The organism is Fructobacillus tropaeoli (assembly GCF_016860625.1).
Taxonomy (GTDB): Bacteria; Bacillota; Bacilli; order Lactobacillales; family Lactobacillaceae; genus Fructobacillus; species Fructobacillus tropaeoli.
Genome location: NZ_BOJU01000002.1, coordinates 136605 through 152571 on the forward strand (window position 1 = coordinate 136605; position 15967 = coordinate 152571).

2 protein-coding genes are annotated in these 15967 nt (G+C 47.6%); both read right to left on the reverse strand.

Features of this window, described 5'->3' with window-relative positions:
* Window positions 1-9 precede the first annotated feature (9 nt).
* Complete coding sequence (locus FT12353_RS02780; RefSeq protein WP_203618215.1) at window positions 10-14523, reverse strand: DUF1542 domain-containing protein; 14514 nt, start codon at window positions 14521-14523, stop codon at window positions 10-12.
* Entirely contained in the window at window positions 14501-15877 is a 1377-nt protein-coding gene (locus FT12353_RS02785; RefSeq protein WP_203618217.1) for a KxYKxGKxW signal peptide domain-containing protein, read from the reverse strand. The genes FT12353_RS02780 and FT12353_RS02785 overlap by 23 nt, the downstream gene beginning before the upstream one ends.
* Between the last annotated feature and the right edge of the window lie 90 nt (window positions 15878-15967).

Sequence of the window (15967 nt, forward strand, 5' to 3'; positions counted from 1 at the left end):
CGATTTGCCTTATTCTTTATCATCATGTTGACGACGGCGCTTGCCGCTGAAGAGCGTTAGCAAACCAAGTGCAACTAATGGCAATAACGTCGTATCAGTGTGGTGCTTCTGCAAACGACTAGTCATTGGTAGTACAGGCGTTTGCTTTGGCGCAGGTTGTGGTTGTGGAGTTGGCGCAGGCTCTGCCACCTTGGCAACCGGCTTCTGCCGATCACTTTCAGCTTGAGCATTTGCCATCACACCATCAATCTTTTCCTTATTCGTCTTAACGGCAACCTTCACTTCGTTTTCAGCTGCAGCTTGAGCAATGGCCTTCTTACCTTGTGCGACAATTTCATCAATTTCGCGATCAGCTTGGGCAATTTCTTCAGGCGTTAAGTTTGGCAAATGAGCAATCTTGTCCTTGGCTGCTTGGGCATAACCAGCTAACTGACTATCGGCTTCACCTTTAGTATTATCCAAAATTGAATTTTCAACATCCTTTTGGATTGTTGCCAAGCCATCGTCCAACGCCTGCTTAATGGCTTGCGTTGTCGTGGCCTGGTCAATCTTAGCCTTCGCAATCGCAGCATCCTGGTCAACCTTGGCCTTATCGGCACCCTTCTGGGCATCCACAAGGGCTGTCAAACCATCAATCGTTGCCTTTGCCTGGCCACCGGCATTATCGATAGCCGTCTTAGCTTGGGTCTTTGCTTTAGCAACCGCTTGACCACTTGCACTTGCTGCATCGGCAGCAATCTTGTCGATTGCTGCTTTACCGTTGTTCAAGCCGGTCGTTACCCCGTTAGTATCGGTTGCAGCATCAATTTGATTTTGTCCGTTCTTGACAGCGGCATCAATGTTACCGTTAGCTTTCGTCACTTGGTCCGGAGTCAAATCAGGTAACTTTTGAATAGTCGTCTTAGTTGATTGACCATATTTTGCCAAATCAGCATCAGCTGCTTCCTTTCGTGACTTCAACTGGGCAGCGTCAGCATCGGTATTCAAAGCATCAGTACCGGCCTTTTGAGAGTGACTGATATCTGCTGCGTTTGTAGCCTTAGCAATCGCTGCCTTAGCATTTTGAGCATCCGTATCGATTTGAGCTTCACGAGCGGCCTTGTCTGACAATGGCGTCAAACCATCAATGGCAGCCTTCGCCTTGGCGGCGGCATCATCGATAATCCTGTTGGCCGCAGCCTTTTCCTTTTCAACTGTTGTCTCACTGTTCGTCTGAGCAGTTGCCTTAACAGCATCCACTGCCGCTTCACCGTTCTTCAAAGCAGTCGCAACACCATTGGCATCGGTAGCTGCGTCGATTTGACCTTGACCAGCTTTTACGGCGGCATCAATCTGGGCATTGGCCTGGTTGATTTGGTCAGGAGTCAAGTCAGGCAACTTGGCGATGGCAGCTTTTGCATCTTGACCATACTTAGTTAATTCAGCATCAGCAGCTTCCTTTTGTGACTTCAATTGCGCGGCAGCCGTATCGGTATTCAACGTATCAGTTCCAGCCTTCTGGGCTTTATCAATATCAGCTGCATTCGTTGCCTTGGCAATGGCTGCTTTGGCAGCGGCCGCATCCGTATCAATCTGAGTTTCACGAGCGGCCTTGTCTGACAATGGCGTCAAACCGTCAATGGCAGCCTTGGCCTTAGCGGCGGCATCGTCGATGACGCTGTTAGCTGTAGCCTTTTCTTTGGCAACCGTTGTATCACTGTTCGTCTGAGCGGTTGCCTTAACGGCATCCACTGCGGATTCCCCGTTCTTCAAAGCAGTCGAAACACCATTAGCATCGATAGCTGCGTCAATCTTAGACTGTCCGTTCTTCACTGCCGCATCAATCTGGGCGTTCGCCTGGTTAATTTGATCAGGAGTCAAATCAGGAATCGCCACAATCTTATCCTTGGCTGCTTGACCGTACTTCGTCAATTCAGCATCTGCGGCTTCCTTTTGTGACTTCAACTGGGCGTTAGCCGTGTCGGTATTCAACGTATCAGTTCCAGCCTTTTGAGCTGTATTAATATCGGCTTTGTTCGTTGCCTTAGCAATTGCGGCCTTGGCGTTCTGAGCATCCGTATCGATTTGAGCTTCACGAGCGGCCTTATCTGACAATGGTGTCAAACCATCAATGGCAGCCTTTGCCTTAGCGGCGGCATCATCAATGACACTGTTGGCAGCAGCCTTTTCCTTTTCAACCGTTGTATCACTGTTCGTCTGAGCAGTTGCCTTAACAGCATCTACTGCAGATTCACCGTTCTTCAAAGCCTTCGCAACACCGTTAGCATCTGTAGCACTGTCAATATTCGTCTGACCAGCCTTCACGGCCGCATCAATATCAGCGTTAGCCTGCTTAATCTGATCAGGAGTCAAATCAGGCATCGCCGAAATCTTATCCTTCGCTGCTTGACCATACTTAGCCAAATCAGCATCGGCAGCTTCCTTCGTCGACTTCAACTGGGCGTTCGCCGTGTCGGTGTCCAACGTATCAGTTCCAGCCTTCTGGGCAGTATCGATATCCGCTTTGTCCGTTGCCTTGGCAATGGCTGCTTTGGCAGCGGCGGCATCCGTATCGATTTGAGCTTCACGAGTGGCCTTGTCTGACAATGGCGTCAAACCATCAATGGCAGCCTTGGCCTTAGCGGCAGCATCATCAATGACACTGTTGGCAGCAGCCTTCTCATTCTTAACAGTCGTATCGCTGTTTGTCTGAGCGGTTTCCTGGACCTTGTCGACATTTGCTTTACCATCTGCCAAAGCCTTGGCAACACCATCAGCATCTGTAGAGCCATCAATGTTAGCCTGACCAGCCTTCACAGCCGCATCAATATCAGCGTTAGCCTGCTTAATCTGGTCAGGAGTCAAATCAGGCATGGCCGTAATCTTATCCTTCGCTGCTTGACCATACTTAGCCAAATCAGCATCGGCAGCTTCCTTCGTTGACTTCAACTGGGCGTTAGCCGTGTCGGTATTCAACGCATCGGTTCCAGCATTCTGGGCCTTCGTGATATCAGCCTGATTGGTTGCATTATTGATTGCTGCCTTAGCAGTTGCAGCATCCTTTTCCACTTGAGCTTCACGATCTGCCTTGTCCGATAGAGGATTCAAGGCGTCGATAGCAGCCTTCGCCTTAGCGGCGGCATCGTCAATCACGCTGTTAGCATCGTTCTTTTCCTTGGTAACAGTCGTATCGCTGTTCGTCTGAGCGGTCTCTTGCACCTTATCGACGTTCGCCTTACCATCTGCCAAAGCCTTCGCCACACCATCCGCATCGGCAGCACCATCGATATTAGCCTGACCAGCCTTCACGGCCGCAGCAATCTCAGCATTTGCTTGATTGATTTGGTCCTTGGTCAAATCAGGCATAACAGCAATCTTGTCCTTTGCACTTTGACCATACTTCGTCAATTCAGCATCGGCAGCTTCCTTCGTTGACTTCAACTGGGCGTTAGCCGTGTCGGTATTCAGCGCATCAGTTCCAGCATTCTGGGCCTTCGTGATATCAGCCTGATTGGTTGCACTATTAATTGCTGCCTTAGCAGCCGCAGCATCCGTATCAATTTGAGCTTCACGAGCTGCCTTGTCTGACAATGGGTTCATGCCATCAATAGCAGCCTTGGCCTTAGCAGCTGCGTCGTCAATGACCTTGTTAGCCGCAGTCTTTTCATTGGCAACCGTTGTGTCACTGTTTGTCTGGGCAGTCGCCTTAACAGCATCCACCGCATCTTCACCATTCTTCAAAGCAGTCGCAACACCAGCTGCATCAGCTGCACTATCAATTTGACCTTGACCAGCCTTCACGGCCGCATCAATCTGGGAATTTGCCTGATCAATTTGGTCTTTGGTCAAATCAGGCATAACAGCAATAGCAGCTTTAGCATCTGCGCCATGCTGAGCTAATGTTGCATCGGCAGCTTCCTTCGTTGACTTCAGCTGGGCATTGGCGGTGTCGGTATTCAACGTGTCCGTTCCGGTCTTTTGAGCTGTATCAATATCGGCTGCATTCGTTGCACTATTAATTGCTGCCTTAGCAGCAGCAGCGTCCTTGTCAACTTGTGCTTCTCGGTCTGCCTTGTCCGACAGTGGATTCATGCCATCAATAGCAGCCTTGGCCTTCGCAGCGGCATCATCGATCACGCTGTTGGCAGCAGCCTTTTCCTTGGCAACAGTCGTATCGCTGTTTGTCTGAGAAGTTGTCTGCACAGCATCCACAGCTGCTTTACCATCTGCCAAAGCCTTGGCAACACCATCGGTGTCCTTGACAGCGTCAATTTGACCTTGACCAGCCTTGACAGCCGCATCAATCTCATCATTTGCTTGATTGATTTGGTCCTTGGTCAAATCAGGCATGACCGCAATCTTATCCTTCGCACTTTGGCCATACTGAGCCAAATCGGCGTCTGCCTTTTCTTGAGCTGATTTCAACTGAGCAGCCGTTGTATCAGTCGTGAGCGTTGCTGTCCCTGCATTTTGGGCTGTCGCAATGTCCGTCTTGTTCGTTGCCTTGGCAATCGCTGCTTTAGCGGCCGCAGCATCCGTATCAATCTGGTTAAGACGGTTGGCCTTGTCCGACAATGGATTCAAAGCGTTAATGGTTGCCTTTGCGGCAGTGGCGGCGGCATCAATAATACTATCAGCAGCACTCTTTTCATCATTAACTGTTGTCGTACTGTTTCCCTGAGCCTTTTCCTGCACAGCGTCAACGGCATCCTTACCCTTTTGCAAAGCCGTTGCAACACCATTAGCATCTGTAGCCACATCAATTTGACCTTGACCGGCCTTTTGGGCCTTCGTGATATCAGCCTGATTTGTTGCATTATTGATTGCCGCCTTAGCAGCTGCAGCATCCTTTTCAACTTGAGCTTCCCGATCTGTCTTGTCAGACAGTGGGTCCATGGCATCAATAGCAGCCTTCGCCTTCGCAGCGGCATCGTCAATCACGCTATTGGCAGCAGCCTTTTCATTCGTGACTGTTGTATCACTATTTTTCTGAGCAGTTGCCTGCACAGCATCCACAGCCGCTTTACCATCTCTCAAAGCATTAGCAACGCCAGTAGAATCCTTGGCAGCATTAATCTGTCCTTGACCAGCCTTCACAGCCGCATCAATCTCAGCATTTGCTTGATCGATTTGGTCCTTCGTCAAATCAGGCATGGCCACAATCTTATTTTTTGCATCTTGGCCGTATTGAGCCAAATCAGCGTCCGCCTGCTCTTGAGCTGATTTCAACTGAGCAGCTGTTGTATCAGTTGTAATCGCTGTTGTCCCAGCATTTTGCGCGGTTGTAATATCGGCTTGGTTCGTTGCCTTTTCAATCGCTGCCTTGGCATTCTGAGCATCCGTATCAATCTGGTTGAGACGATCGGTCTTATCCGACAATGGATCCAAAGCGTTAATAGTTGCCTTGGCGGCAGCAACAGCATCGTCGATGACTTTATCAGCCGCAGCCTTTTCATTGGCAACCGTTGTGTCACTGTTTGTCTGGGCACTCGCCTTCACGGCATCCACCGCTGCTTCGCCGTTTTGCAAAGCAGTCGCAACACCATTGGCATCTGTGGCCCCATCAATATTAGCTTGGCCAGCCTTCACCGCCGCGTCAATGTCGCTATCCGCCTGCTTAATCTGGTCAGGTGTCAAATCTGGCATCTTAGCGATGGCATCTTTAGCATCTTGACCGTGCTGAGCCAATGTCGCATCGGCAGCTTCCTTCGTCGACTTCAACTGTGCGTTCGCCGTATCGGTATTCAACGTATCGGTTCCAGCGTTCTGGGCCTTCGTGATATCAGTTTGGTTTGTTGCATTATTAATGGCTGTCTTTGCAGCAGCGGCATCCGTATCAATTTGAGCTTCACGAGTAGCCTTGTCCGACAGTGGGTTCATGGCATCAATGGCAGCCTTGGCCTTGGCAGCAGCGGCATCAATGGCATCACTAGCTGTCTTCTTTTCATTAGCAACCGTTGTCGCACTATTGGTTTTGGCTGTCGCGGTCACGGCATCCACTGCGGCTTCACCGTTCTGCAAAGCAGTCGCAACGCCAGCTGCATCCGCAGCACCATCAATATTAGCCTGACCAGCCTTCACAGCCGCATCAATCTGAGTGTTTGCTTGATCGATTTGGTCCTTGGTCAAATCCGGCATCTTAGCAATAGCAGCTTTAGCATCTGCGCCATGCTGAGCTAATGTTGCATCGGCAGCTTCCTTCGTTGACTTCAACTGTGCGTTCGCCGTATCGGTATTCAACGTATCGGTTCCAGCGTTCTGGGCCTTCGTGATATCAGCTTGATTCGTTGCATTATTAATCGCTGCCTTAGCAGCCGCAGCATCCTTGTCAACTTGGGCTTCACGGTCGGCCTTATCAGACAGTGGGTTCAAGGCATCAATAGCAGCCTTGGCCTTGGCGGCAGCGGCATCAATCGCATCACTAGCCGTCTTCTGTTCGTTGGCAACTGTTGTCGCACTGGTTGTCTGAGCAGTTGCCTTCACAGCATCCACCGCAGCTTCACCATTCTTCAAAGCCGTCGCAACACCATCCGAATCCGTAGCACTGTCAATATTCGTTTGACCAGCCTTCACGGCGGCGTCAATCTCAGAATTTGCTTGTGCAATCTGATCCTTAGTCAAATCAGGCATGACCGCGATTGCGCTTTCGGCATCTTGACCATACTTGGCCAATGTTGCTTTGGCAGCTTCCTTCTTTGACTGCAATTGTGCAGCGGTCGTCTCATTGGTAATAGCAGCTGTACCACTATTTTGTGCAGCCGTAATGGCGGTCTTGTTACCCGCCTTGGCAATAGCGTCCTTAGCAGCTTGAGCAGCGGCTGCAACCTTTCCTTCAGGGGTCGTCTTATCTGCTAATGGGTTCATACCCTCAATGGCAGCGTTGGCATTCTTAACAGCGGCATCGATAACGGCATTCGCAGCATCCCGTTCCTGCTGAACCGTTGTGTTACTGTCTGTTTGCGCACCTGCTTGCACGGCATCAACAGACTTTTCACCATTTATTAAAGCAGTCTCAGCACTATCAGCATCTGGGGCCACATCAATCTGTCCCTGACCAGCCGAAACGGCAGCGTCAATATCTTTATTGGCTTGATCAATCTGAGCCTGCGTCAAATCCGGCATCTTAACGATGGCGTCTTTAGCTGTTTGACCATAAGCCGCAAAAGTGGCGTCTTTAGCTTCCTTTGTCGACTTCAATTGGGCATCAGTAGCATCTTGGGCAATCGTAGCGGTACCAGCATTTTGAGCCGTAGTAATATCCGTCTTATTGTTTGCCTGAGCAATCGCTTTCTTAGCACTATCAGCATCGGTATCGACCTGAGCAAGCCGCTTTGCCCTATCCGACAATGGATTCAAACTATTGATGGTATCCTTCGCCTGCTTAACAGCGGCATCAATGGCGTCATTAGCCTGCTTGCGTTGGTCATCCGACAAATCAGGCATGGCCTTAATCGCATCCTTCGCACTTTGACCATAGGTGTCCAAATCAGCATCTGCCTTTTCCTTAGCAGACTGTAACTGGGCAGCCGTTGTATCGTTCGTGATGGTTGCCGTACCGGCATTTTGCGCTGCCGTCACATCAGCTTTAGTCGTTGCCTTGGAGATTGCGTCCTTCGCATTTTTGGCATCCGTATCAATCTGAGCTTCACGAGCAACCTTGTCTGACAACGGCGTTAAAGCATCAATCGTTGTCTTGGCTGCCTTAGCCGCAGCGTCGATAGCATTATCAGCATCGCTTTGTGCTTGCGTAACTGCCGCTTGGTTGTTATTTTCCGCGGTCTCTTGAATACCATCAATTATTTTCTCAGCAGCTGCCAAAGCAGGCGCAACATTAGCCTGACTGGTTGTCGCATCAATCGAGGTCTTTCCTTGACTAACGGCATTCGTAATATCAGTACTTGCCTTCTGACGTTGGTCGTTTGTCAAATCAGGCAACGCCGCAATTTTGGCATAAACGTTCTGACCGTAAGTGGCCAAATCAGCATCGGCTTGTTCCTGAGCTGATTTCAACTGAGCAGCTGTCACATGATTCGTAATGGCCGTTGTTCCAGCGCTCTGAGCAGCGGTAAAGCCTTGATTATTCGTTGCAGCATCAAGGGCGGCATCGGCATCCTTGACATCTTGATCAATTTGATCCAGACGTGTTGACTTATCACTTAGTGGGCTCAAAGAGTTAATAGTCTGCCGAGCAGTTGTTGCAGCTTGATTAATAGCGGCTTCTGCAGCGGCACGTTCCTGGTCCACAATCTTTTGACTATTGGCCTGAGCAGACAAACTTACTAAGTTAATGGCTGATGCGCCACTGTAAAGCGCGTTCTGCATGTCGGCCAGATTCTTCGTATTAGTAATATTTCCAGCCCAAACCGTCACCAGTGCATCAATACCGCTGTAGGCATTAGTATAGCTATCACCAGGCAAATCAGGCAAAGTGCTGATTGTTTTCTTCGTTTGATCCGCATAGGCCTGCAGACGCTTCTTGGCTTCCGTCTGCAAACTGGCAATTTCAGCTGAAAGAATATCCTGGTTAATGGCCTGTGCACCGGTTTGTTGTGCTTGGGTAACGGCAGCCAAACTCGTGGCTGCATTGATACTTGTCTTTGCATTACCGGCATCAGCCTCCAGTTGTTTTTCTTGGGCAGCCTGATCGTCAGTCGAAAGTGACAAATTAGAAAGCTTTGTCTTTGCAGCAGCTAAAGCAGCATCAATGGCTGCAGAGGCATCTGATTGTGCCTGTGCCAATACTTGCTGACTTTGGTTTTGAGCGGTTGTTGTTGCCGCATCAATTGCCTGCTCGGCAGCAATCAAAGCACTGGCCATTGCTGCGTGTTCCGAAGCACCCTGAATATTGGTATCGCCATTGGTGACGGCACTTTCGATAGCAGTCTTTGCGGTCGTTAAATTATCAGCAGACAAGCCAGACATACCGGCAAGTGCCGTTTCAGCATTTGTTGCATAGTTTTGCAAACGGCTAATCGCGTCTTCTTGACTACTCTTTTGCTGAGCATTGGCCGCATCCGCATTCAAAGCTGCAATTGCCTTTCCTTGTGCCGCCGTCACATCAGCGGTGGCACTCGTGTTTTCCAAAGCAGTCTGAGCATTGGCAATGTCTGTATCAACCTGACTTAATCGTGTTTGCCGGTCACTCAACGGACTCAAATTATTAATGGTCGTTTTAACTGCTGAAGCAACCGCATTAATGGCTGCTTCAGCAGCTGTCCGAGCGGAAACCAGGGCAGCATTACTTTGATTAATAGCAATCACGCCCGCACGGTTAACCGCAAATTCGGCCGCAACCAAAGCTCGTGTTACCCCTGCTAGGTCTGTGGCAGCATTAATGTTTGTTGTTCCGCTGTTTACAGCATTCGTAATGGAATCATTTGCTTGACCAGCTTGCGTATCCGTTAGATTAGGCAACTTCGTTAAAGCAGTCCGACCATTTTGAGCATAAGCGTTCAACTGGTTAATACTGTCTTCTTTGGCATTTTGCAAAGTAGCAGCGACTTGCTGATTGCTAATCGCAGTCAGACCATTATTCTGGTCGGCAGTTACCGCAGCAACTGTCTTTTCATTTTGAATACTATTCTTAGCGGCAGTTACAGCCGAATCAACTTGATTCTTAAAGGTTGCCTTCTCGTCAGCCTTCAAAACTGACAATTGGTCAATAGCAACCTTGGCAGCCGCTGCTGCCTTATCAAGTGCATCGCCAGCAGCAGTCTTGGCATTTGCCACCGCATTATCACTTTGCGACTGGGCCGTTGCCGTCACCTTATTAATGTTACTCTCAGCCGTTTGGAAGTTGGTGTTCACATCAGTCTCATTTTGACTGCTATTAATAGCCGTCTGACCGTTTGAAACAGCCAAATCGATATCACTATTAGCTTGGGCAATTTGGTCCTTAGTCAAATCAGGCATAGCCGCAATCTTATTTTTGGCAGTCTGACCGTCTTGGAGCAACTGCGCGTTGTCCTTTTCCTTCACGCTTTGCAAACTAGCAGCAGTTTGAATATCTGCAATTGTGTTATTAATGGCATTTGCTTGGTCACTTGCCACTGCATCAGTTGTTGTTTCTTGGTTAATCTGGTTGGTAGCAGCCGTCACTGCTGCATCAACCTGATCTTGGAAGTTCTTAATTTCACCAGACTGTAATGGTTGCAAACCACCAATGGTGGTCTTGGTAGTAGTAGCAGCCTGCGTAACCGCTGCGATGGCAGCTTCCTTGGCACTTTCTAAGGTCGCTGCATCTTGATCAGCGCTAATCTTCTGCAAACCGGCCGCTTGGTCGGTTGCAATGTCTGCCTTGTTTTTATCGGCCGCAATCTTGGCCTTCGCAGCATCCCCATCGCTCTTAATTGTCGCCAACCGAACTGCTTGGTCCTTCAATGGATTCAACTTTTGTACAGCTGCTTGCGCATTAGCAACAGCCTGATCGATTGCAGTATCAGCATCACTCTTGGCTTGGGCAACAATCGCATCACTTTCAGCTTGTGCATTAGCCTTAATTTTATCAATGCTGTTCTTAGCAGCTTGGAAGTTGCTGGCAACAGTAGTGGTATCTTGGCCACCATTAATCGAAGACTTACCAGACGAAACGGCAGCAACAATCTGGTTATCATAGCCACTGATTTGGTCATCGCTCAAATCCGGCATACCCGTCTTGTCCGCAATGGCATTCTTTGCATTTTGCGCATATTGGTCCAACTGATTGTTGTCATCTTCCTTAGTGTTTTGCAAAGTAGCGGCATCCTGGATACCGTTGATTTGACTAGTGAAACTCGTTTGATCACCGTTGACGGCACTCACCGTCGTTTCCTGATCAATTTGAGTTTTCGCAGTAGCCAAGGCATTATCAGCTTGATCCTGGTACGCTGTAATTTCCTTTGGATCCAGTGGTTTCATATTACCAATGGCCGTTTTCACATCTTGGTTAACCTTTGTAATCGCTGCAATGGCGCCTTCCTTGGCGCTTTGCAAAATCGCAGCGTTTTTGTCATTCGTAATTGCCTGCAAACCGGCCGTTTGGTCGCTTGAAATGTCTGCAGTATTCTTGTCTGCTGCAATCTTAGCTTTCGCAGCATCCCCATCGTTCTTAATTGCTGCAAGACGAGTTGCCTGGTCACTCAAAGGACTCAAACCTTGCACAACGGCTTGCGCATCTGCGACGGCCTTATCAATGGCATCATCGGCATCATTCTTAGCATTGTTAACAGTGGTGTCACTGTTGGTCTGAGCAGTAGCCGTGATACTGTCAATAATACCCTCGGCCTTTTGCAAAGCCGCTGTGGCATCCGCCACCTGCTGGGCAGCCGTAATATTACCTTGGCCAGTTTGCAAGGCGTTCGTAATCCCCGTCGTTGCTTGGCTGATTTGGTCATCCTTTAAATCAGGCAAGGCCGCAATTCGGTTTTGCGCTGCTTGAGCATAATCTGCCAAAACAGTTTGGTCCCCGTCGCGGGCGATCACTAGGACACCATTTTGTTCTTCTGACTGTGCCATAGCTGGTGTGGTCGTGGCAGCGACCTTAGCCTTGGCGCTATCACGGTCGGCATTGACCTGGTCAATGGCCTTTTGTTGGTTAGCACCCAAGTTCTTCAAGGCGCCGATAATATTGGTCTGTTGCAAGGCAGCATCATCCAAGACGGCGTCACTAGCAATCTGGGCTTCCTTGGTTTGACCAGCAGCCTGGGCAGTCGTGATGTCGTTCGTGTTGGTTGCGGCAGCAACTGCCTGCTTAGCTGCTGCTTGAGCATTCTGCACGTTGGTAATAGCAGCTGTCTTAGCAGTTACATCAATGTTGGACAATGCGTTGATCTTGTTTGTTGCAATCAACGCATCATTGTCCAAGGTTGAATTAGCCACCGTTTGACTAACGGTCACTTGACCATTAATTTGCGCTTCGGCTACTTGTTCCGTATTGGTTGAATTATTAATGTTGGTGGTAGCAGTTGCGACTTGTTGGTCAATGACTTTGTCAGCAGCCGACTTAGCATCATCTGACAATGGTGACAAGGCAGCAATCTTAGCCTTTGCGTCCGTTTCAAACTGACCCAAGGCAGTAATGGCATTGGTCTTAGCAGTGCTCATCGCCGTATCGCTTTGACCCTTGTAACCGTTCTTAACGTTATCAACGTCATTCTCACCGGCCTTCAAAGCTGCCAACACATCATCAATCAAGCTCTTAGTCCCAATGTTATTTTGACCATTGGCAACGGCACGGTTAATATCTTTAGCCGCTTGGGCCAACTGATCCGTTGACAGTCCGGGCATTTGGTTAATCTGCTTTAAAGCGCTTTGACCATAGTCGTCCAACTCAGCCTGTGACCCATCCTGAGTCAAAGTGACATTAGCCGCATTAGTCTTAGTCTGTAAGTCAGCCGCACTAGTAGCATTTGACAAATCAGTCTTTGCATTATTTCGATGAGTTTCAATCTGTTTTAAGAAAGCTGCCTGATCATCGGAAGACATGTTGGTCATACCCTGCACTTGGGTAACTTGAGCATTCGCATCGCTATCGATGACTGCCGCAGCGGCATCCCGTTGAATGTTCAACACACCAGAATTTTGGGCAGCGACCACAACGTCCTTAGACTTAGCCGTTTGAATAGTACTAAGGGCTGCTGATTGGTCGGCCTTGACCTTGTTAACCGCCGTCGCTTTATCAGCATCAGACATGTTTGGCAAAGCATTAATCTGCTTAATGGCTGCATCAGCAGCACCATTAATGGCTGCCTCGGCAGTACTTCGTGAGCCATCTAACGACTTATAAACATAGACAACCTTATCGGTTCCATTAGCCAACGTCAGGGTGGCACCGGGAGCGACTTGTTGACCATTTACTAAGACATAGCTGATTTCATAATTATCGACCGCTGGTTCCGTCGGAATTGTGACGGTTTGCCCTGTAATACCACTAATCGTGATTGGTGAAACCGGAGACAAAATCTGGCCCCCATCAGTTTGATAAGTTGGTGTAACGGTTTGGCTATTTCCTTCAACATACAACTGAACTGTCGGATTGCTTGTTCCAACAGTCGTCGTCGTTGGTTGCGCAGCCGTCGTTGAGATGTGGTATCCAGCTGGAACACCATCTTTCGTATAGTAAGAATTGGTCCAATCGATGACATTACCATAGTTCGATGAAACTGGAGCAGCGGTTCCTGCATTTTGGGCCGGCATAATCTTGCCAGTATTCTTATCAACGTACTCATATGAAGTTGTTTCAGGTTGACCGTAAACATAAACTTTGTAAGTAAAGTTTGTTCCTAAAACAGGTACAATAGCAACATTTGCCTGACCTGTATCACTGTCACCATTGTCATTTGGGGTTGATGAGTCACCACCAGATTGAGCATCCTTCTTGGCGCCAGAATATACCTGGTTTCCCAAAGCCCACATATAATTAGCGGGCATATCTGTTTGAGCCACCTCTTTACTTTTCAAGTTAATAAATTGACCAATGTAAGCACCATCAGGCAGAGTAATTTGCTTTGGGCTACCAATATTGTTGCCATTAGAATCAACATATTGCACGTAAATATTTCCAGGAGCAATGGAATTGGTCTGAATTTCACGTGATTGATTGGAAAGAATATTGGTCGACGTGGTACTACCATCTGAATTAACAAGGTAAGCATTGGCCGAATTTTTGATAATTAATTGAGAAAACTGGCCATTAAAATCGCCATTTGGATTTTTCTGAGAAGTATCATAACCGGTCCAAGAGGACAAACTCGAATTATTAATCGTAAACGCAGGTGATGCTGATCCAAAGTTATAAATGACACCATAGCCATTGTTAGCTGGTGTTCCATTCGTATTCAACATTGCTAAGTGCAACTTTTTTGGTGAAATAAACTGAATGGATGAACTACCACTTAAATCAACGACCACATCAGGATAGTATTGATTAATATCCACCTGGGCTCCGGCGTTAAAAATCATCTTAGTATTGTTGACTAAGTAAATTGAATATGGCTGTGTCGTCTTTGGAATAATTAAATCAAAGTTTTGGCCAAAGGTAAAAACGGCGTTTTGAACACCAGAATTATCAGGCATATAGATAAAACGCTGAAAACCATTTTGTGACCAGGTAACATTGTCACCAACCGTCATCCCATTCAAGTATTGATAAATGGTTGAATAGTTAGGAGATTGGGTTAAATCATAAAGTGAGGCCGAAAACGATGAACCATCGCCCATCGTGATATTATTGCCGTAACCCGCATAGTTTGAGGAGGCAATCACACCCATATAGAAAATCGAGTTTTTGTAATCATTTGCCGTTCGCTGTACCTTAACCGATGCACCATTAGCAAAATTAATGCTCGTCACGGCACGGGTCAGTTCGTTTGTAATATTAAAGGTGTTTGTACCAGAAAAGGTAATTTTTCCACCATTACCCAAATAGGCCAAACGAATAGCATTCTTATTAGCAGCATCATTACTAAGGCTAATATTATTAACAGCCATCGATGTGTACTGACCGACACCAACTCGAACCAATGACTCGTCTTGATTATCGTTATCACCCCTGTTGGAAATTCGCATTAATTAAAGTAATGTTATTAGCGCTATAGCTATCATACATCCGGAAATTATTTTGCCCTAAATCAATCGTGTGGCCGTTTCCATCGATAATGACACTACTACTAGCAGTACGCCAACCAAGACTGCCAGATGCGCCCGGCGTAATATCTTGAGTAATATTAATATAGGTTGTACTGCCATCCTGCCAAGCAGCATTCAACTGATCAAAGGTGGCAACGTCGACTTTCTTTTGTTGATAGTTTTGTGGATTGGCAACCGTGTCTGGAACGGCTACGGTCACAGAGGTCGGCGTTTTGACCGCTTGACCATTATTAACCAAGTTGTTGAAGTCAGTTCGACCGCTGTCAGCATTTGGTGTTACCGTTGAGGTATTACCAACACTAGTCGACAAATTTGCACCCAATTGCTTAGGATCGGTTGTCGAATCATCAGCACCTAACCGCGTTTCAAGCGTTTGACTGTCGGCGGTATCGCTACCACTAGTTGAACCGCTCGTCGACTGACTATTCGCAATGCTTTGACTAGTCACATTGTCATTGGTTGACTGACTAGTGTTAAAGGCAGAAGTAGACTCACTCTTCGTTGCCAACGCTACTGAGCTACCTGACTGACTCTCATTTTGACTAGTCACTGCACTAGTGCTTTGACTGGCTGAAGTCGATTGGCTAGAACTCTCAAAAAGAGACGAGTCAACTCCCAGAGTCGTTTCAGAAGCACTACTTGATTGACTTTCAGAACGTGCAACAGTCGCTACTGAACTTACACTGTTTAGAGTAGCTACACTTTGATTTGATAAAGTTGACTCACTCAGACTCTGACTAACTGTTGCTGACTGACTCGTACTAGTTGGTCGAGACGTTGAAGTCGACTGACTACTGCTAGTTGACTGACTATTGTTTCCACTAACAGAAATCGATTGGCTAGAACTTTGACTAGCTGAGGTTGATTGACTAGTACTCTGACTAGCCGAAATCGATTGACTAGTGCTCTGACTCGCTGAAGTTGATTGACTAGTACTCTGACTAGCCGAAATCGATTGACTAGTGCTCTGACTCGCTGAAGTTGATTGGCTTGTGCTCTGGCTAGCTGAGGTTGATTGACTAGCACTAACTGATTGACTTGTGCTTTGACTAGCTGAAGTAGACTGATCCGCCGTCTGACTCGTGGTATGATTAACAGATGTCTGACTCGTTGGCGTTGTGTCAGCGTGCACACTCTGCCCCTCAACTGAAGTTAACAGCCCAAAACTAGCAACCGCAATCGATGCAAAAAGCCAGTGCTTGCCGGCCTTGTACATCTTGTAGTGCTCTTTTGTATTCACGTTTATTTTATGATTTGTTAACATAGTTATCATCTACCCTCCACTTTTATTTCAAAAAAAACATATTTAAGAAATAAATGTAACTTTCATCACCTAATGTTAACTCTTTTAGAATGAATTGTA